Annotated in this window: 21 protein-coding genes; 18 read left to right on the top strand and 3 right to left on the bottom strand. The window is 61.4% G+C overall.

The features are described 5' to 3' along the window. Positions 1–29 precede the first annotated feature (29 nt). A complete protein-coding gene (locus NKI69_RS30095; protein WP_023812997.1) occupies positions 30–560 on the bottom strand; it encodes a hypothetical protein in 531 nt (176 codons plus the stop codon). Between the two features lie 85 nt (positions 561–645). On the opposite strand from NKI69_RS30095, the gene NKI69_RS30100 reads away from it, so the two are divergent. Together NKI69_RS30100 and gyrA are read left to right on the top strand one after the other, a co-directional pair. Beyond that, on the top strand, positions 646–1,488 hold the full coding sequence (locus tag NKI69_RS30100; protein WP_023812996.1) for a helix-turn-helix transcriptional regulator: 843 nt from the start codon (positions 646–648) through the stop codon (positions 1,486–1,488). A 253-nt stretch (positions 1,489–1,741) separates the two neighbouring features. Further along, positions 1,742–4,543, top strand: coding sequence for a DNA gyrase subunit A (gyrA, locus tag NKI69_RS30105; RefSeq protein WP_023812995.1), 2,802 nt, complete (start codon positions 1,742–1,744; stop codon positions 4,541–4,543). A 68-nt stretch (positions 4,544–4,611) separates the two neighbouring features. Here gyrA and NKI69_RS30110 read toward each other — a convergent pair whose 3' ends face one another. Next, the gene (locus NKI69_RS30110) at positions 4,612–4,764 is read right to left on the bottom strand and encodes a hypothetical protein (protein WP_023812994.1); all 153 of its coding nucleotides are present in this window, start codon (positions 4,762–4,764) and stop codon (positions 4,612–4,614) included. Between the two features lie 323 nt (positions 4,765–5,087). Between NKI69_RS30110 and coaD the strand changes: the two genes are divergently transcribed. The 7 genes from coaD to tgt all read left to right on the top strand — a co-directional run bounded on the left by coaD (position 5,088) and on the right by tgt (position 9,582). Then, a complete protein-coding gene (gene coaD, locus NKI69_RS30115) occupies positions 5,088–5,588 on the top strand; it encodes a pantetheine-phosphate adenylyltransferase (protein ID WP_352723116.1) in 501 nt (166 codons plus the stop codon). 109 nt (positions 5,589–5,697) lie between these two features. Next, a complete protein-coding gene (locus NKI69_RS30120) occupies positions 5,698–6,192 on the top strand; it encodes a peptidylprolyl isomerase (protein ID WP_245273275.1) in 495 nt (164 codons plus the stop codon). A 41-nt stretch (positions 6,193–6,233) separates the two neighbouring features. Beyond that, positions 6,234–6,746 carry a peptidylprolyl isomerase gene (locus NKI69_RS30125; RefSeq protein WP_023812991.1) on the top strand — a complete coding sequence of 171 codons (513 nt, stop codon included), beginning with the start codon at positions 6,234–6,236 and terminating at the stop codon, positions 6,744–6,746. Positions 6,747–6,758: 12 nt separating this feature from the next. Continuing rightward, the gene (locus NKI69_RS30130; RefSeq protein WP_023812990.1) at positions 6,759–7,208 is read left to right on the top strand and encodes a DMT family transporter; all 450 of its coding nucleotides are present in this window, start codon (positions 6,759–6,761) and stop codon (positions 7,206–7,208) included. Then, positions 7,208–8,296, top strand: coding sequence for a tRNA preQ1(34) S-adenosylmethionine ribosyltransferase-isomerase QueA (gene queA, locus NKI69_RS30135; protein ID WP_023812989.1), 1,089 nt, complete (start codon positions 7,208–7,210; stop codon positions 8,294–8,296). The genes NKI69_RS30130 and queA overlap by 1 nt, the downstream gene beginning before the upstream one ends. Then, a complete protein-coding gene (locus tag NKI69_RS30140) occupies positions 8,286–8,459 on the top strand; it encodes a hypothetical protein (RefSeq protein ID WP_023812988.1) in 174 nt (57 codons plus the stop codon). The genes queA and NKI69_RS30140 overlap by 11 nt, the downstream gene beginning before the upstream one ends. Next, on the top strand, positions 8,452–9,582 hold the full coding sequence (tgt, locus tag NKI69_RS30145) for a tRNA guanosine(34) transglycosylase Tgt (protein WP_023812987.1): 1,131 nt from the start codon (positions 8,452–8,454) through the stop codon (positions 9,580–9,582). Before NKI69_RS30140 ends, tgt begins: the two co-directional genes overlap by 8 nt. A 4-nt stretch (positions 9,583–9,586) precedes the next feature. Here tgt and NKI69_RS30150 read toward each other — a convergent pair whose 3' ends face one another. Beyond that, positions 9,587–10,006: a DUF4864 domain-containing protein gene (locus NKI69_RS30150; protein ID WP_023812986.1), complete on the bottom strand. Its 420-nt coding sequence runs from the start codon at positions 10,004–10,006 to the stop codon at positions 9,587–9,589. 266 nt (positions 10,007–10,272) lie between these two features. Here NKI69_RS30150 and NKI69_RS30155 point away from each other — a divergent pair, with 266 nt between their 5' ends. From NKI69_RS30155 to NKI69_RS30195, 9 genes are all read left to right on the top strand, one after another. Further along, positions 10,273–10,509 (top strand): Lrp/AsnC family transcriptional regulator, encoded by a 237-nt coding sequence (locus NKI69_RS30155; protein ID WP_010909609.1) that lies wholly within the window; start codon positions 10,273–10,275, stop codon positions 10,507–10,509. Positions 10,510–10,680: 171 nt separating this feature from the next. After that, a complete protein-coding gene (locus tag NKI69_RS30160) occupies positions 10,681–12,093 on the top strand; it encodes a circularly permuted type 2 ATP-grasp protein (RefSeq protein ID WP_352723117.1) in 1,413 nt (470 codons plus the stop codon). 170 nt (positions 12,094–12,263) lie between these two features. Beyond that, a complete protein-coding gene (locus tag NKI69_RS30165) occupies positions 12,264–13,205 on the top strand; it encodes an alpha-E domain-containing protein (protein WP_023812983.1) in 942 nt (313 codons plus the stop codon). 85 nt (positions 13,206–13,290) lie between these two features. After that, entirely contained in the window at positions 13,291–14,085 is a 795-nt protein-coding gene (locus NKI69_RS30170) for a transglutaminase family protein (protein WP_023812982.1), read from the top strand. 132 nt (positions 14,086–14,217) lie between these two features. Further along, entirely contained in the window at positions 14,218–14,949 is a 732-nt protein-coding gene (locus NKI69_RS30175) for a proteasome-type protease (RefSeq protein ID WP_023812981.1), read from the top strand. A 101-nt stretch (positions 14,950–15,050) separates the two neighbouring features. Continuing rightward, positions 15,051–16,460 (top strand): pyridoxal phosphate-dependent decarboxylase family protein, encoded by a 1,410-nt coding sequence (locus NKI69_RS30180; RefSeq protein WP_023812980.1) that lies wholly within the window; start codon positions 15,051–15,053, stop codon positions 16,458–16,460. 78 nt (positions 16,461–16,538) lie between these two features. Next, entirely contained in the window at positions 16,539–17,306 is a 768-nt protein-coding gene (locus NKI69_RS30185) for a DeoR/GlpR family DNA-binding transcription regulator (RefSeq protein WP_023812979.1), read from the top strand. Between the two features lie 125 nt (positions 17,307–17,431). Further along, positions 17,432–18,958: a glycerol-3-phosphate dehydrogenase gene (glpD, locus tag NKI69_RS30190; RefSeq protein WP_352723121.1), complete on the top strand. Its 1,527-nt coding sequence runs from the start codon at positions 17,432–17,434 to the stop codon at positions 18,956–18,958. A gap of 42 nt (positions 18,959–19,000) precedes the next feature. Then, positions 19,001–20,080, top strand: a complete 1,080-nt coding sequence (locus NKI69_RS30195) for an ABC transporter ATP-binding protein (protein WP_352442604.1) — start codon at positions 19,001–19,003, stop codon at positions 20,078–20,080. The last annotated feature ends 6 nt before the right edge of the window (positions 20,081–20,086 follow it).

The following is a 20,086-nucleotide window of genomic DNA, read 5'->3' on the forward strand; positions in this document are numbered from 1 at the left end:
TTCTGGGCTGCTGCTGCATTCCTCGGCGATCAAACCTCTCGGCGCGCCAGGAACTCGACTTCCAGCCGCCATGTCGCGCCATTGTCTTGCGAGCGTTCGCCCAGCCATCGGAAGGAGTTTTCGGTGATGCGTGAAAAGCTCCAGCGTACTGAACTGCCGGTGCCGTCGGCGCCCACTTGCATGATCGTGTCGCCCTCGGCGCGACCGAGCTGGCGGCTGTAATACTGGTTGCGCGGATCGCTCCAGAAGATGTGCCAGGCATCCGCGCCGGGATCATAGACGCGCAGCGTCGTGCCATAAAAAGTCCATTTGCCGAGCGAAGGCTGGGAACCAGTGTCCCGCGCGGGCAGGATCCACACGTCCTGAATCGCCCGGCCTTCCAGCACCCAGCCGAAATGCACCTCGCCACGCCCGGTCAGCACCGTACCGTCCTCGAGATGGCGCGAGGCGTTGAAAGTCCAGGCGCCGACGAAGCGGCCGTAAAGGCTCAGTTTTTCGGCAAGCCCTTCGATCGGTCCGGGGCTATGCAGGGCTTCGGCAAACGAGGATTGATCGAACATGGTTGTGGCCTCTTCTTGTCAGGAGACCGGGAAGGGTAGGCGGTGAAGGGGTTCTGGGCTTGGGAAAAATTGCTATATTTCGGCCATGACAGCGACCACACATATTCTCGCCTCCGGACCTGGCTGGCACGTGACGGATGTCATCTGCACGGCCGGTGCCGGCGACCGGCCGTTCGAGGAAGCACATCAGGATTTCTGCGTGGCTGCCGTCACCAGCGGCACGTTCCGCTACCGTGCGCAACAAGGCACGGCGATGCTGGCGCCCGGCGCGCTCCTGCTCGGCAATCCCGGCACATGCTACGAATGCGGGCATGAGCATGGCGGCGGCGACCGTTGCCTGTCGTTTCATTTCGGACCGTCTTACATGGAGCGGGTCGTGGCCGGCGTGCCGGGCGCCAGGAAGCTGGCCTTCGCCACGCCGCGCCTGCCGCCTTTGCCGGTGCTGGCGCCACTGCTGGCCGAGGCGGAAGCCGCGCGCGAGACTGCTGACATGGATGCCTTCGAGGAACTTTCCCTGCGCATGGCCGGTGCCGCCGCGACGATTGCCACCGGAGCCACGCATGTCAGGCGCGCGCCGAGCCGCCGCGATCAGAAACGGGTGGCCGAAGCGGTGCGGCGGATAGAGTTGGATGCCGACGGGCCGGTCTCGCTTTCAGCGCTTGCGGATGAGACTGCGACCAGTCCTTACCATTTCCTGCGCATCTTCCGGCAGGTCGCGGGCATGACGCCCTATCAGTTCTTGCTCAAGACGCGGCTGCACAGGGCAGCGGTGCGGCTGCAGATGTCGGATGATGCGGTCTCGGCGATCGCCTTCGGGGCCGGCTTCAACGACCTGTCGACCTTCAACCGCCGGTTTCGTCGTGTCATGGGCGAAACGCCCGGTAAGTATCGCGCCCGCCGTGGCGCTATGGGCCTTCGCGTCTCGTGAATCGGCTCAGGTGCTCGCAAGGGCAGCCACAGGGTCCAATCCATCGCGCTCGTGGCTTTTGCTCGGGGAAAACGTCCATTGCAGGCTTTTGCGTCGATGGCGGCGAAACCGCCTTGGCCATATCGTCGCAATCAGTGGTATCCATTTGAAATTACCACCAAAAATGACACTGGAAAAGTGCTGGGAATGTTGGAGTTTCAGCCTTGCTTCCTATATAAGCACCAAGTGATTCCTGATTAGATTGTGATCCGATTTGACCGACCAGAAGACACCGCGCGGCGCCGACGGCGGCCCCACCGGCATCGAGCCGATATCCATCGTCGAGGAGATGCAGCGCTCCTATCTCGATTACGCCATGAGCGTCATCGTCAGCCGTGCGCTGCCGGACGTGCGCGACGGCCTCAAGCCGGTGCATCGCCGCATTCTCTTCGCCGCCCATGAGAGCGGTTACCACTGGAACCGCAAATATGTGAAGTCGGCGCGTCCTGTCGCCGACGTGATGGGTAAATACCATCCGCATGGCGACGCCTCCATCTATGATGCCTTGGTGCGCATGGCACAGGACTGGTCGCTGCGCGTTCCGTTGATCGACGGGCAGGGCAATTTCGGCTCGATCGACGGCGATCCGCCTGCGGCGATGCGCTACACGGAAGCGCGCCTGACCAAGGTCGCGCACGAGCTCCTGGAGGATATCGACAAGGATACCGTCGATTTCCAGGACACTTATGACGCGTCGGGCAGCGAACCGAAGGTTCTGCCGGCACGGTTTCCCAACCTTTTGGTCAACGGCTCGGGCGGCATCGCCGTCGGCATGGCGACCAACATCCCGCCGCACAATCTCAGCGAAATCTGCAACGGCGCCATTGCCCTAATCGACAATCCGGCGATCGACCTGCCGGCGTTGATGGAGATCATTCCGGGACCGGATTTCCCGACCGGCGGCATCGTGCTTGGCCGTTCGGGCATCTACAACGCCTATTCGACCGGCCGTGGCTCCATCGTCATGCGCGGCAAGGTCAACATCGAACAGCGCGGCAATGACCGCGAGTCGATCATCATCACCGAAGTTCCCTACCAGGTGAACAAATCGTCGATGATCGAGAAGATGGCTGAACTGGTGCGCGACAAGCGTATCGAGGGCATTTCCGATATCCGCGACGAGAGCGACCGCCAGGGCTACCGCGTCGTCATCGAGTTGAAGCGCGACGCCGTTGCCGACGTCATCCTCAACCAGCTCTATCGCTTCACGCCGCTGCAGACCTCTTTCGGCGCCAATATGGTGGCACTGAATGGCGGCAAACCGGAAGTGATGAACCTGACCGATATGCTGAAGGCGTTCGTCGCCTTCCGCGAGGAGGTGATCACAAGGCGGACAAAATTCCTGCTGCGCAAGGCGCGCGACCGCGCCCATGTGCTGGTCGGTCTCGCCATCGCCGTCGCCAATATCGACGAGATCATCAAACTGATCCGCACCGCTCCGGATCCGCAGACAGCGCGTGAGCAGTTGATGGAGCGGCGCTGGCCCTCTGGCGACGTGGAATCTCTGATCCTCCTGATCGATGACCCGCGTCATCGGATCAATGAAGACGGCACCTACAATCTGTCAGAGGAACAGGCGCGCGCCATCCTCGAACTGCGCCTGCAGCGCCTGACCGCGCTCGGCCGCGACGAGATCGCCGACGAGTTGAACACGATCGGCGCTGAAATCATTGATTATCTGGACATTTTGTCGTCCCGAGCGCGTGTCCAGAAGATCGTCAAGGACGAGCTTGCCGCCGTGCGCGACGAGTTCGGCACGCCGCGCCGCACCGAACTCACCGACGGCGGTTCGGACATGGAAGACGAGGATCTGATCCAGCGCGAGGACATGGTCGTGACGGTGAGCCATTCCGGCTACATCAAGCGCGTGCCGCTGTCGCTCTACCGGGCGCAGCGCCGCGGCGGCAAGGGCCGCTCCGGCATGTCGACCAAGGAAGAGGATTTCGTCACCCGGCTGTTCGTCGCCAACACCCATACACCGGTGCTGTTCTTTTCCTCGCGCGGCATCGTCTATAAGGAAAAGGTCTGGCGGCTGCCGATCGGCAATCCGCAATCACGCGGCAAGGCGCTGATCAACATGCTGCCGCTGGAGCAGGGCGAGCGCATCACCACCATCATGCCGCTGCCCGAGGACGAGGCCAGCTGGAGCGAACTCTACGTGATGTTCGCCACCACACGTGGCACCGTGCGCCGCAACGATCTATCCGACTTCGTCCAGGTCAACCGCAATGGCAAGATCGCCATGAAGCTGGAGGAAGCAGGCGACGAGATCCTCGGCGTCGAGACCTGCACCGACAAGGACGACGTGCTGCTGACCGCCAGTTCCGGCCAGTGCATACGCTTCTCCGTCGGCGACGTGCGCGTCTTCCAGAGCCGCAATTCGGTCGGCGTGCGTGGCATAACCATGGCCGAGACCGACCGCATCATCTCGATGTCGGTGATAGAGCATGTCGATGCTTCGCCGGCGGAACGCGCCGCTTACCTGAAGCGCGCGGCGGCGGAGCGGCGTCTTGCCACAGAAACGGCCGGCGAAGAGGAAGAGATCGCGCTGACCAATGAGGAGATCGGCGAGGAGACGGAGCTTTCCGAAAGCCGATACGAAGAGCTCAAGGCGCACGAACAATACGTGCTGACGGTGACCGAGTTCGGCTACGGCAAGCGTTCGTCGTCTTATGATTTCCGGCTGACTGGACGCGGCGGCAAAGGCATCCGCGCCACCGACGTGTCGAAGGCAGCCGAGATTGGCAGGCTGGTGGCGACGTTCCCGGTCGGCAATGACGACCAGATCATGCTGGTGTCGGACGGCGGCACCGTCATCCGGGTGCCGGTCAACGGCATCCGTTTCGCCAGCCGCGCCACCAAGGGCGTGACCATCTTCAACACGGCTGAAGGTGAAAAGGTGGTTTCGGTCGAGCGGATATCGGAACCGCAAGCGGACGAAGAAAGCGACGAGACGGTCGAGGGCGGTCCCGATGCCGCTCCGGCGCCTGACGCCGGTCCGGAGGGTACGGACTAAGTCCGGCACCCAGGTTTTGACATGGCAACGCCGGCCAGTTGGCCGGCGCAGCAGCAAATCAGGCTTTATCAGTAGTGACGATATGGCTTGCGCAGGCCGAAGCCTTCGAAGCGCTTGGTGTTTGCCTTGACGCGGATGCGTTGTGCCTCGTGATGCAGCCCAAAGACGGTGGCGATCAGCATGGCGACGGTCATTGCGGTGGCGAGCATGTAGATCAGCATGTGCGTGTTCTCCTGCGCCTAACAACGGATAGATGGGATTTTGGTTTCATCTTATTAAGGTGCAACCTTAGTGAACGCTGCGTGAAGGCTTCGTGATCAGCGTGTTCATCTGTCGTTCATGTGCCGGAAAAGGTTCATGGCCGGCGCGCCGATCGGATTTGCCTTTGCGAGAGAGGCTCGCTAGAGCCTGTTCCATCTTGATGGACGGAAGATGGAACAGGCTCTAGCTTTCATTTGAGCATGATCTCTAGGACAAACGAAAAACCGTTTGTCCGCAAAAACCGGTTTCCACTTTTTGGGATCATGCATTAGAAGCACCAGCCATGACTGAACGCATCGCCCTCTATGCCGGCTCCTTCGACCCGCTGACCAACGGCCATCTCGATGTGCTGAAGGCCTCGCTGGCCGTGGCCGATATCGTTTATGCGGCGATCGGCATCCATCCGGGCAAGCAGCCGCTGTTTTCCTTCGAGGAGCGGGTGAAGCTGATCGAGACGGCGACGAAGACGGAATTCGGCAGCGATGGTGCCCGCATCAAGATCGTCGCCTTCGACGGGCTGGTCATCGACGCCGCCAGGAAGCACGGCGCCTCGATCATGATCCGCGGCCTGCGCGACGGCACCGACCTCGACTATGAGATGCAGATGGCCGGCATGAACGAGACCATGGCGCCTGAACTGCAGACGGTTTTTCTGCCCGCCAGTCCTTCGGTACGCACCATTACCGCCACACTTGTCCGCCAGATTGCCTCGATGGGCGGCGACATTCGCCCCTTCGTGCCGGCGGCGGTTGCCGGCGCGCTCACAGCCAAGTTCAAGAAGTAAGTTTTCGGAGAAAACCATGCAGCTGAAAAAGCTAGCCTCGTTCCTTGTCGTGCTCGCCGGTCTTGTGGCTGCGTCGGTCTCGGCTTTCGCCGCCGACCCGGAAAACACAATGATCATCACGCTGAAGGACGGCGACGTCACCATTGCGCTGAGGCCCGATCTGGCGCCAAAGCATGTCGAGCAGATCAAGAAGCTGGTGCGCCAAGGCGCCTATGACAACGTCGCCTTCCACCGCGTCATCGACGGCTTCATGGCGCAGACCGGCGACGTCAAGTTCGGCAATATGAAAAAGGGTTTCAGCGCCGAGGCCGTTGGCACCGGCGGTTCCGACCTGCCCGACCTGCCCGCCGAATTCTCACAGACCGAACATTATAAGCGCGGCGTGGTCGGTATGGCCCGCTCGCAGGACCCCAATTCGGCCAATTCGCAGTTCTTCATCATGTTCGCTCCGGCACCGCCCCTCGATGGCCAGTACACGATCGTCGGCAATGTCGTCAGCGGCATGGAACTGGTGGATCACATCAAGAAGGGCGACCAGGCGGACAACGGCACGGTCACCGATCCCGACCGGATGATCAAGGTGCGCATCGCCGCCGACAAGTAAATTGTCGAATAACTCTGTTTTTCTGAAAAAGGATATCTGACATGGCCGAAATCAAGGACCGCGAGAACGCGCTCATCATGGAAACGACCAAGGGCAATGTGGTCATCGAACTTTTCCCCGACCTGGCGCCGGGCCATGTCGCCCGCATCAAGGAACTGGCCAGGGAAGGCGCCTATGACGGCGTGGTCTTCCACCGCGTTATCGAGGGTTTCATGGCGCAGACCGGCGACGTCAAGTTCGGCAATTCCAGCAAGCATTCCTTCGCGCCGTCCCGCGCGGGCATGGGCGGCTCTGAAAAGCCGGATTTGAAGGCTGAATTCTCCAACGCCAACCATGCTCGCGGCACCTGCTCGATGGCCCGTTCGCAGAACCCGAACTCGGCCAATTCGCAGTTCTTCATCTGCTTCGACGATGCCGCCTTCCTCAATCGTCAGTACACGGTCTGGGGCCAGGTCATCGAAGGCATGGACAATGTCGACAAGATCAAGCGCGGCGAGCCGGTGCAGGATCCCGACAAGATCGTCTCGCTGAAGGTCGCGGCCGACGTCAAGTAAGGGCAAACGACAATGATGGGCGTCGTCTGGTCGCTTCTCGGCATCCTGTCCGGCGCCTTCATTGCCATTCAGGCGCCGATCAATTCGCAACTGGCGCGCGGCCTGGGCCTCCCGGTCGCGGCGGCTGCGTTTTCGTTCCTGTCGGGCGCGATCGTGCTCGGCATTATTTCCGTCACGGTGGTGAAGCTGCAGGGCATCTCGCTCGACTGGAAGGCGCCGGCGCCCTGGCTGTTCGTGGCCGGCGGCATGCTGGGCGGTTTCTATGTCACGCTGTCGACGATTCTCACGCCACGCATGGGTGCGGCCGCGCTGATGGCGTTTCTGGTCGCCGGCCAGTTGCTGGCCGGCATGCTCATCGACCGCATCGGCTTCCTCGGCGTCGCGGTGCGTGAAATCTCGCTCGGTCGCATCGCCGGCGCGGTGCTGCTGCTGGTCGGAGCGCTGCTCGTCCGGCTCTACTGATGCGCGTCGATCTCTTTGACTTCGATTTGCCGGAGGAGCGCATCGCGCTTCGCCCGGCGGAGCCGCGCGACAGCGCCAAGATGCTGGTGGTCAAGCCGGGCGAGGCGCTCGACGACCGGACGGTTGGCAACCTGCCATCGTTGCTCAGGGCCGGCGACGTGCTGGTGTTCAACGACACCAAGGTCATTCCAGCGCAGCTCAAAGGCATCCGGCGGCGGGGTGAGGCGACGGCGCAGGTCGAAGCCACGCTGCATATGCGCATGGCGCCGGACCGCTGGCTGGCCTTCATGCGGCCGGGCAAGCGCATCGCAGCCGGCGACCGTATCCATTTCGGCCATGACGGCAATTCCTGTTTCCTCGGTCAGCTCGACGCCACGGTGATCGAGAAAGGCGAGGGCGGCGAAGCGCTGCTTGACTTCGATCTGTCGGGGCCGTTCCTCGACGAGGCGCTGCACGCGGTCGGCCACATTCCGCTGCCGCCCTACATCGCCTCGAAACGCGACGACGACGAACGCGACCGGGCCGACTACCAGACCATCTATGCAAGCGAGGAAGGCGCCGTTGCGGCTCCGACAGCGGGCCTGCATTTCACGCCGGAGCTTTTTGCAGCGCTTGACAGCAAGGGCATCGAACGCCGCTTCGTCACCTTGCATGTCGGCGCAGGCACGTTCCTGCCGGTGAAGGCGGACGATACCGCCGACCACAAGATGCATGCCGAGACCGGTTCGGTCAGCGAAGCCACTGCGGACGCCCTGAATGCCGCAAGAGCAAGGGGCGGGCGCATCGTCGCTGTCGGCACGACCTCGCTGCGTCTGCTGGAGAGTGCGGCGCGTGAGGACGGTACTCTGGCTGCGTGGTCCGGTCCGACCGATATCTTCATCACGCCCGGCTACCGTTTTCGCACCGCCGACGTGCTGATGACCAATTTCCATCTGCCGCGCTCGACGCTGTTCATGCTGGTCTCGGCCTTCAGCGGCCTCGGCACGATGCGCGCGGCCTATGCGCATGCCATCGAGAGCCGCTACAGATTCTATTCCTATGGCGACGCAAGCCTGCTTTTCCGAGCGGAGACGAGCGATGGACGATGATCTGCAAGCCTTTGACCGTGATGCGCTGGTCGCGGAAGTGAAAAAACTGCGCGCGGGCATTCGCCAGCACCGCGATTCCACCATGCGCGGCATCCACTACCGCCAGTCGCTTGACAATCAGGCGCCGGACGCCCCGGTCCACGACAAGGAATTCAATGGCTAAGCCGTTCAGCTTCAAGGTTCTGGCAACCGACGGCAAGGCGCGACGCGGCGTGATCGACATGCCGCGCGGCGAAATCCGCACGCCGGCCTTCATGCCGGTCGGCACCGGCGGCACCGTCAAGGCGATGTATATGGACCAGGTGCGCGGTGTCGGCGCCGACATCATCCTGGGCAACACCTATCATCTGATGCTGCGGCCCGGCGCCGAGCGCGTCGCGCGGCTCGGTGGCCTGCACGAGTTCGCCCGCTGGCCGCATCCGATTCTGACCGACAGCGGTGGTTTCCAGGTGATGTCGCTGTCGAAGCTGAGAAAGCTGACCGAAAAGGGCGTCACCTTCCGTTCGCATATCGATGGCGCTGCCTACGAGATGTCGCCGGAGCGGTCGATCGAGATCCAGGGACTGCTTGATTCCGACATCCAGATGCAGCTCGACGAATGCACGGCGCTGCCGGCCGAGATGAAGGAGATCGAGCGCGCCATGGAGCTGTCGCTGCGTTGGGCCGAGCGCTGCAAGACGGCGTTCGGCGATCAGCCGGGCAAGGCGATGTTCGGCATCGTGCAAGGCGGCGACAACGCAGCGCTCAGGGTGCGTTCGGCGCAGGCGCTGAGCGCGATGGAGCTGAAGGGCTACGCGGTTGGCGGCCTGGCCGTCGGCGAGCCGCAAGCGGTGATGCTCGAAATGCTCGACATCACCTGTCCGGAATTGCCAGCGGACAAGCCGCGCTATCTGATGGGCGTCGGCACGCCTGACGATATCCTGAAATCGGTGGCGCGCGGCATCGACATGTTCGACTGCGTAATGCCGACGCGGGCCGGCCGCCACGGCCTTGCCTATACAAGGCGCGGCAAGGTCAATCTGCGCAACGCCCGCCATGCCGACGATCCGCGGCCGCTCGACGAGGAAAGCGACTGCCCTGCCGCCCGGGACTACTCACGCGCCTATCTGCATCATCTGGTGCGCTCACAGGAGGCACTTGGCGCCATGCTTTTGACCTGGAACAACCTTTCCTACTATCAAAAGCTGATGCAGGATATCCGCGCTGCGATCGAGGCCGGCGCCTTCGAGGCGCGCGGCGCGGAAATCACCGAGGGCTGGGCAAGGGGCGATATCCCGTTGCTGTGAGGCCTCAAGTGCTGAGCGAATTCGAGGCGCGCAGGCTGCAACCGGTGATCTGGAACGTGCCGTCGGGCTGTTGCTGCAACGTGTAGACAGCCTCGTAGTCCTTGCCGTTGGGGCCGACGATCAGCACCTGCTGGACGATCGAACCCGGAGCCGTCTCCTCGACCTTGCCGAAGGAATAGGTCCGCGGCTTGCGCACCGGCGGATAGCCGTTGGTCACCATGTTCATGAAGGCGTCGACGGTCGGGAAGATCCGCTTCACATTCGGGGCGGCGAAGCTGTAGGCAGTGGCGCCGTCATCGGCAATGAGGGCCTCTAGCTGACTGTCGATGACGGACTGGCCCGCCTTGATCTCGGCATCGCCGGCCAATGCCGACGATACAAAGAGGAATGGAACGACTGCGATTGCGAAAAAGGCGTGGCGCATGGCCTGTCTCCGTTATCCCGCGAAATATCTTCCCTCAAAAATGGTGCTGTCCGAAGACGCATCATAACATACGCTTGGCAGCGCATCGCGGTTTCAGCGATTGCGAATAATCGCTGGCGATCGGCGGCAGGTTGCATGCTGGTGTAGCAGCTGCGGAAGGTCGCAGCCCAGGCCTGGGCCGGCTGGGTACGGATTCCAGCGCTTGAAAGCCCGCCTCCAGTCTGCCAGAAGGGCCGCTGGACTTGGACGTTTAGCGGGACGAAGCCATGAAGGCGTTTTTCGTGCAGATCAAATGCGAGCTCGGCAAATCCTATGAGGTTGCCAGCGCGCTTGCCGATGCCGAGATCGCCTCGGAAATCTACTCCACCGCCGGCAATTACGATCTGCTCGCCAAATTCTACGTCGACGATGAGGAAGACGTCGGCCATTTCGTCAATGAGAAGGTGCAGATTCTCCCCGGCATCAAGGACACGTTCACCGTCGTCACGTTCCGCGCTTTCTAGCTGGCAAACGCATTTGCCCGGGCACGAGGCAAAGGCTGACCAGGGTCATATTTCGACTGCCTCAATTTTAGGCAGGCGCAACATACTGATCGCCCGTATCTCCCAAATCACCGATTGCGCTTGATTTTCTCCGGCGACGCCAGTGAAATGGCGTCACAGGGGAGTATGCGATTGGCAGCGTTCGATGAAATGCTTCCGGAAGTCTCCGGATTGAGAAGACCGTATTCGGCTTATGATCGCTGGCTGAAGGAGCAGGACCCAGCCAGGTTGACCGAGAAGATGCAGGACGCCGAACGCGTCTTCCGCAAGACCGGTATCACCTTCGCCGTCTATGGCGAGCAGGAAGCCTCCGAGCGGCTGATCCCGTTCGACATCGTTCCCCGCATCATTTCAGGCAATGAATGGCGGCGCCTCACGCAGGGCATAGAGCAGCGCGTGCAGGCGCTGAACGCCTTCCTCGACGACATCTACCATCGCCAGGAAATCCTGCGCGCAGGGCGCGTCCCCAGGGAATTGATCGCCAGGAACGAGGCCTTCCTGCCGGAGATGATCGGGGTCAGGCCGCCGGCCGGCGTCTATACCCACATCATCGGCGTCGACATCGTCCGCATCTCGGAGGACGAATTCTACGTGCTGGAGGACAATGCGCGCACGCCGTCGGGCGTCTCCTACATGCTGGAGAACCGCGAGACGATGATGCAGCTGTTCCCCGAGCTGTTCCAGAAGATCAAGGTGCGGCCGGTGGAAAACTACCCTCAGCTTCTGCGCCAGTCGCTGGCGGCGGTGCGGCCGCAAAGCACAAAGGGTGCGCCGACCATTGCGGTGCTGACGCCCGGCAGTTTCAACTCCGCCTATTTCGAACACGCCTTCCTCGCCGACCAGATGGGCGTGCAACTGGTCGAAGGCCAGGATCTGCGGGTCGTCGACGGGCATGTCGCGATGCGCACGACCGAAGGCTACAAGCAGATCGATGTGCTTTACCGCCGCGTCGATGATTCCTTCCTCGACCCGCTGACCTTCCGGCCGGACTCCGCACTTGGCATACCCGGCATCATGGATGTCTATCGGGCCGGCAACATCACCATCGCCAACGCGCCGGGCACCGGCATCGCCGACGACAAGGCGATCTATTCCTACATGCCCGAGATCATCGAATTCTACACCGGCCGCAAGGCGATCCTGGGCAACATCCCAACCTGGCGCTGCTCGGAGGCCGACAGTCTGAAATACGTGCTCGAACACATCGACGAACTGGTGATCAAGGAAGTGCACGGTTCCGGCGGCTACGGCATGCTGGTTGGGCCGGCAGCAACCAAGAAGGAATGCGAGACGTTTGCCAAGAAACTCCAGGCAAAACCTTCGAATTACATCGCCCAGCCGACGCTCGCGCTGTCGACATGCCCGATCCTGACGGAAAAGGGGTTGGCGCCGCGCCATGTCGATCTCAGGCCTTATGTGCTGGTCTCCGACCGCATCCAGATCGTGCCCGGCGGGCTGACCCGCGTCGCGCTGAAGGAAGGCTCGCTGGTGGTCAATTCCTCGCAGGGCGGCGGGACGAAGGATACGTGGGTGCTGGATGATTGAAGTGAGTGAGTAAGGAATTAGGCAGTAGGCAGCAGGCAGCAGGCAGCAGGCAGTAGGCAGTAGGCAGTAGTGGAAGCAGAGGACAGGGAAATGCCATATTCCATTGAGATTCAAACTCTTACTATTCCCTACTGCCTATTCCCTACTCACTAGCCCGAGGGGCCAATTCAATGCTTTTAGGCCGCACCGCCAACGGGCTCTATTGGATGAACCGCTATATCGAGCGGGCGGAAAACATGGCGCGCTTGGTCGATGCCGGCCTGCGCATGGCGCTGACCCGCACGCAGAGCGCCTCGGAAGAGTGGAGTTCGGTGCTGCTCAGCGCCGGTTCCGACGTCACCTTCAGCCAGAAATATTCTGACTATACCGCCGCCAATGTCGCCGACTTCCTGTTGCGCGACACGTCGAACCCGTCGAGCACGATGGCGTCGATCGAGACGGCCCGCAACAATGCCCGCATGGTGCGTACCGCGCTGACGCGCGAAACCTGGGAAAGCATCAACGAAGCCTGGATGTCGCTGAAGCGGATGCTGGCCAGGCCGATCGACGAGCGCGACCTGCCCAGCGTGCTCGACGCCATCAAGCGCGAGACGGCGCTGATCCGCGGCTCATTCTACGGCACCATGCTGCGCAACGAGATCTTCGACTTCTCGCAGCTCGGCACTTATGTCGAGCGCGCGGACAACACGGCGCGCATCCTCGACGTGAAATATTATGTGCTGCTGCCGTCGATCTCCTGGGTCGGCTCGACGCTCGACAATTATCAGTGGGAATCGATCCTGCGTTCGGTCTCGGCGCATCGCTCCTATCGCTGGGTCTACGATGCCGATTACAAGCCGACCAACATTGCCGATTATCTGATCCTCAACGTTCGTATGCCGCGCTCGCTGATGTTCTGCTATCGCTTCCTGTCGGAGCATCTGAAATTCCTCGGCGACGATTACGGCGAACGCCATGCCTGCCACGCAACGGCCGAGAAGACGCAGACAATGCTGAGAGCCGGGTCGATCAAGGGCATATTCGACGCCGGCCTGCATGAATTCCTGGCCAATTTCATTCGCGACAACACCAAGCTGGGCGAAGAGATCGCACAAGATTATCGGTTCAATTGAGCATGGTCCCGAAAGGTGGAGCCGGTTTTCTCAGACAAATGGAAACCGTTTGTCCGGAGATCGTGCTCACAAACGGAATAGAAGCATGCGGCTGAAGATCACCCATCGGACCGAATACCGCTACGATGCGCCGGTGCACTATCTGTTGCAGCGGCTGCGGTTGCTTCCGGTCAGCGGATCGACGCAGACTGTTCTGTCCTGGGCTCTGGCGATCGAAGGCGCGCGCGAAGAGGTCCGCTTCGTCGACCATTTCGGCAACGACACAAGGCTGTTGAGCGTCGAGGGCGAGCGCGACTTCATCACTGTGGAAGCATCAGGCGAAGTGGTGACGCGCGACACCGCGGGTGTCTCGGGACCACACCAGGGCTTTACGCCGCTCTGGCTGTACAGCCATGAGACACCATTGACGACGATCGGCAGCGGTGTTCGCGATCTCGCCGCGTCGGTCGGCAAGGGCAGCGACATTGAAAGGCTGCACCGGCTGATGGCCATCATCGGCGAACGCGTCGCCTACACGCCCGGCACCACCAACGCGACGACGCCGGCGGAGGAAGCCTTGGCGCTCAAGACCGGGGTCTGCCAGGATCATACCCATATCTTTGCCGCCGCCGCCCGCGCCATGGGCTTTCCAGCTCGCTATGTCAGCGGCTATCTGATGCTGGATGCCACGGTCGAGCAGGCGGCCAGCCATGCCTGGGCCGAAGCGCATGTCTCGGGTCTCGGCTGGGTTGCCTTTGATGCCGCCAATGGCATTTCACCCGACGAGCGTTATGTAAAGGTGGCAACGGGCCGCGATTACCGCGACGCCACGCCGGTGTCGGGAATTCGGCTGGGACAGGCGGAAGAACGGCTTGCGGTCACCGTCACGGTGGAGCAGTAATCCTCCGCACGATTGCTGCCGAGCGATTCATCGTTTCAAGGAACGCCGAACCGCTCTATCCCCTTGTTTTAACGCAATTCCGCACGGAAAACCGCTTCACACTTTTCCTGGAATTGCTCTAGAAGAGATTCCATGACCTATTGCGTTGGCCTGAAGATCGACCGCGGGCTCGTGTTCATGTCGGACACGCGCACCAATGCAGGCATGGATTCCATCTCCACCTTTCGCAAGATGCATGTCTGGGAAGAGCCGGGCGAGCGTGTCATCGTTTTGATGTCGGCGGGCAATCTGGCGACGACGCAGGCCGTGGTCAGCCTGCTCGACGAGCGCACCAAGGCGATCTCCGAAAGGCATTCTACGGTGCTCGAAACGCCGTCGATGTACCAAACGGTCCGCATTGTTGGCGACACGGTCAAGGAGGTCATCGCCAATTCGTCACCCGCTGGCGAAAAGGCGGATTCCTATTTCAATGCGTCCTTCATCCTCGGCGGTCAGATCAAGGGCAGCGAGCCGCGCCTGTTCATGATCTATCCCGAAGGCAATTTCATCGAATCGACCGATGACACGCCGTTTTTCCAGATCGGCGAGACCAAATACGGCAAGCCGATCATCATCCGCGCCTACGAAAGGACGATGAGCCTGGCCGAGACGGTGAAGCTGCTTTTGGTGTCGTTCGATTCGACGTTGAAGTCGAACCTGTCCGTCGGCTTGCCGCTCGACCTGCTCTTCCTGGAGAAGGACGCCTTCAAGGTCGGATTGAAGAAGCGGATCGGCCAGGATGACCAGTACTACCGCACGATCTCCGACGGCTGGTCGAATGCGCTGAAGACGGCCTTTGCCAGCCTGCCGGATTTCCCCGGCTGAGGCGTGCGGCATCCGTTGCTGGTTGCATATATTTCACGCGTTAATTAATAAAGAGACCAGCCGCGATGGATGGTAGCGATGGATCATGTCGGGAGGACAGGATGAACAACGATGATTTCCGGCAATGGTCGCGGCGCGCCGCCGACTGGGGCGCCGACTACCGCAATACGCTGCGCGAGCGGCCGGTGCGGCCGCTGGTCGAGCCTGGCGACATTTTCCGAGGCATAGAGGCGTCGCCGCCCGAAGACGCCGAACCGATGGACCGGATCTTCGCCGACTTCGAAGAGAAGATTCTGCCTGGAATGACACATTGGCAGCATCCGCGTTTCTTCGCCTATTTCCCGGCCAATGCGGCGCCGGTCTCGGTGGTGGCGGAATATCTGGTTTCGGCGATGGCCGCGCAATGCATGCTCTGGCAAACGTCACCGGCAGCGACCGAACTCGAAACGCGCACCGTCGACTGGATGCGCCAGGCGCTCGGTCTGCCCGAAGGGTTTTCCGGGGTGATCCAGGATTCGGCTTCGTCGGCGACACTGGCCGCGGTGCTCACCATGCGCGAGCGGGCACTCGAGTGGCAAGGCAACAAACAAGGCCTGGCAGGGCAGGCGCGGCTGCGCATCTATTCCTCCGATCAGGTGCACACATCGATCGACCGGGCGATCTGGGTGTCAGGCATCGGCGAGGACAATCTCGTGCGCATTCCGGTCGGCGGCCGCTTTCGCGCCATGGACACCGCAGCGCTCGAGGCGGCAATCATCGCCGACCGGGAAGCGGGCATGCTGCCGGCCGGCATCATCGCTTGCGTCGGTGGCACCAGCACCGGCGGCACCGACGACATCGCCGCGGTGGCAGAGGTGGCGCGGCGGCATGGGCTCTATCTCCACGTCGATGCCGCATGGGCGGGGTCGGCGATGATCTGTCCGGAGTATCGGCATTTCTGGACAGGCGTCGAAGGCGCCGATTCGATCGTCTTCAACCCGCACAAATGGCTGGGCGCCCAGTTCGACTGCTCGATCCAGTTCCTGCGCGACCCCGAAAGCCATGTGAAGACGCTGGCCATCAAGCCGGATTATCTGAAGACGCACGGTCATGACGGCATCATCAACTATTCGGAATGGTCGGTGCCGCTCGGCAGGCGCTTCCGCGCCCTGAAATTGTGGTTCCTGCTGCGCGCCCATGGTCTGGAAAACCTGCGCATGATGATCCGCAATCATGTCGCGTGGAGCGAAGGGTTGGCGGCGCGGCTGGCAAGGGAGCCGGATTTCGAGATCGTCAGCGAACCGATGCTGTCGTTGTTCTCGTTCCGACACAAGACCGCAACCGATGCGGACGAGCACAATCTGCGCCTGGTCAATGCGATCAACGACGATGGCCGCATCTACCTGACGCAGACGAAAGTCGATGGACTGATAGCAATCCGTTTCCAGGTCGGCCAGTTCGAGGCGACCGCCGCCGATGTCGATATGGCTTTTGTGGTGATTACTGATATCGCACGTGGCTTGGATCGCTGATTTCGTTAGCCGGCTTATGCCTTTTCATCGGTTTCGTTTTCGACTATAGACAAGAAAAACGAAAACGGGAGGTTGCCTATGTATCTGTCGCCGCGCCATGCCGAGATTATCCAGATGGCCAAGGATCATGGCCGCGTGCTGGTCGATGATCTGGCCGCCCACTTCAATGTGACGCCGCAGACCATACGCAAGGACCTCAACGATTTGTGCGACCAGCGGCTGCTCTCGCGCATCCATGGTGGCGCGCTGTATCCCTCCGGCATCGAGAACATGGAGTATGAGGCGAGACGCAAGATCGCCGCCGACGAAAAGGAGGCGATCGGCCGTGCGGCCGCCAGACTGATTCCCGACAATGCCTCGCTGTTCATCAACATCGGCACCACGACAGAGTCGGTCAGCAAGGCGTTGCTCGATCACAACGGTCTCATGGTCATCACCAATAACATCAATGTTGCCAATAGGATGCGGATATATCCCTCGATCGAGGTGGTGATCGCCGGCGGGGTTGTGCGCGGTTCTGATGGCGGTGTGGTCGGCGAAGCGGCGGTCGACTTCATCAGGCAGTTCAAGGTCGACTACGCGGTGATCGGTGCATCCGCCATCGACCATGACGGCGCCTTGCTCGATTTCGATTTTCGCGAGGTCAAGGTGGCGCAGGCGATCATCGCCAATGCAAGGCATGTCATCCTAGTTTCCGACCAGACCAAATTCGAGCGAACCGCACCGGTGCGCATCGGCCATCTGTCGCAGGTCAACACCTTCATCACCGATCGTTGCGACATCCCGTCGGTGCGCAAGATCTGCCAGGAGGCCGAGGTTCAGCTGATCGAGACGTCGCTCGCCTAGGCGGTTTTCACCCGATATCACGCGCTCGTGATATTTCGTTTGACATTCGTTATCATTTCGAAATAATTCCGACACGGTTTCGTAAAAGCCCAAAAATGGTGCAATGCGAAATCGTTGGAGGAATTGTGGACGCATCTCCGATCCGTGACATTTTCGTCATAGGTGGCGGCATCAATGGCTGCGGCATTGCCCGTGATGCCGTCGGTCGTGGCTTTTCCGTGTTTCTCGCCGAGATGAACGACCTCGCCAGCGGAACCTCCTCGGGTTCGACCAAATTGATCCATGGCGGCCTGCGCTACCTCGAATTCTACGAATTCCGCCTGGTGCGCGAGGCGCTGATGGAGCGCGAGGTTTTGTGGAAGAACGCGCCGCACATCATCTGGCCAATGCGCTTCGTGCTGCCCTATGCCAAGGGCCTGCGCCCGGCCTGGCTGATCAGGCTCGGTCTCTTCCTCTACGACCACATTGGCGGGCGCAAATTGCTGCCCGCGACCCGGACGCTGGACATGGCCAGGGATCCGGCCGGCAAGCCTTTGAAGCCACTGTTCAAAAAGGCCTTCGAGTATTCGGATGGCTGGGTCAATGATGCGCGGCTGGTGGCGCTGAACGCACGTGACGCCGCCGACCGCGGCGCAACGGTCCGCACCCGCACGAAAGTGACCGGCGCGCGCCGCGAAAACGGCCTGTGGGCAATCCAGATCGAGGATCTGCAGACCGGCGAGACCGAGGAGATCAAGGCGCGACTGCTGGTCAATGCCGCCGGCCCCTGGGTCGATCATGTGCTGTCCGGCGTCGTCGGGCTCAACGATGTGCACAATGTCCGCCTCGTGCAGGGCAGCCACATTGTCATCGCCAGGAAGTTCGACGATCCACGCGCGTATTTCTTCCAGAACAAGGATGGCCGCATCATCTTCGCCATTCCCTATGAGGAAGAGTTCACCCTGATCGGCACCACCGACCAGGATTATCCCGGCGATCCGCATGACGTGAAGATCAGCGACACCGAGATCGATTATCTCTGCGCCGCGGCAAGCGAATATTTTGCGCAGCCGGTGACGCGCTCGGATATCGTCTGGACCTATTCGGCCGTCCGCCCGCTCTATGATGACGGCGCCTCCAAGGCGCAAGAAGCGACACGCGACTATGTGCTCAAGGCCGATGGCGGCGAGGGCGCTGCCCCGATCGTCAATGCCTTCGGCGGCAAGATAACCACCTATCGCCGGCTGTCGGAATCGATGCTGGAAAAGATCGAGGGTTTTCTCGGCAAGCGCGGTAAGCCATGGACGGCGAACGCGCCACTGCCGGGCGGCGATTTCCCGGCCACCGGTTTCGATGCCGAAGTGGCGAAACTAAAAACCGCCTATCCGTTCCTCGACGCGCGCCTGGCCCGCCGGCTGACCCGGCTCTACGGCACCCGCGCAAGGATGCTGCTGGGGCTGGCCAAATCGAATGCTGATCTGGGCCGTAACTTCGGCGCCGATCTCTATGAGGCCGAGGTGCGCTATCTTGTTCAAAACGAATGGGCCGTCACATCAGAAGATGTATTGTGGCGCCGGACCAAGCGCGGCCTGCATCTCAGCCGCGAGCAGGTGGCGGCGCTCGATGAATTCATGCACGGCATAAGCCGGCGGCATGTCGCGGCTGCCGAATGAAGAGGGGTTTGAGCTGATGCAGAAGGCCTGGGAGGAGGCGTCATGCTGGAACTGAGAAACGTCACCAAGACGGTCGGTGCGGTCGAGCATATAAGCGACGTGTCGCTGACGCTCCAGCACGGCTCGCTCAACGTCCTGCTTGGACCTACGCTCTCCGGCAAGACCAGCCTGATGCGGTTGATGGCCGGCCTCGATGTGCCGACCTCCGGCTCGATCTGGTTCGACGGCCAGAATGTCACCGGCGTGCCGGTGCAGAAGCGCAAGATCGCCATGGTCTACCAGCAGTTCATCAACTATCCGGCGATGACCGTCTATGAGAACATCGCTTCGCCGCTGCGGGTAGCCGGCATCGAGCAGGCCAGGATCGACAGCCAGGTACGTGAAGCCGCCGCACTTCTCAAGCTGACACCCTATCTCGACCGCACGCCGCTCAGCCTGTCCGGCGGCCAGCAGCAGCGCACCGCACTGGCGCGCGCCATCGTCAAGAACGCCAGCCTGGTCCTGCTCGATGAACCGCTCGCCAATCTCGACTACAAATTGCGCGAGGAACTGCGCGCCGAATTGCCCAGGATATTCGCCGCCGCCGGCACCATCTTCGTCTACGCCACCACCGAGCCGCACGAGGCCCTGCTGCTTGGCGGCAACACGGCGACGCTTTCGCAAGGCAAGATCACCCAGTTCGGACCGACCATCGAGGTGTTCCGCAAGCCGGTAGATCTGGTGACAGCCAGGACGTTTTCCGATCCGCCGCTTAACACCATCGTGCTCGCCAAGAAGGGTCGGGATTTCCTGCTCGAGGGCGGCGTGAACCTACCGGTGCCGGCCGAACTCTCCGGCATTGCCGACGCCATCTATACGATCGGTTTTCAGCCGCACCACTTGTCGCTCGAGCGGCCCAATGCGGCGGCGGTGCCGGTGCGTGCCAAGGTGACGATCACCGAGATCACCGGATCGGAGAGCTTCATCCATCTCGATTTCGCCGATGCGCGCTGGGTCATGCTGACCCATGGTATCAGGCATTTCGAGCCAGACGAGGTGGTCGAGGTGTTCATCGATCCGCGCCACATCATGGTTTTCGACGAGCACGGCAGCGCCGTGACTGCGTCGAAGCTGGCGGCTTGAGGGCAA

The sequence above is a fragment of the Mesorhizobium sp. M0491 genome (assembly GCF_040321265.1).
Taxonomy (GTDB): Bacteria; Pseudomonadota; Alphaproteobacteria; order Rhizobiales; family Rhizobiaceae; genus Mesorhizobium.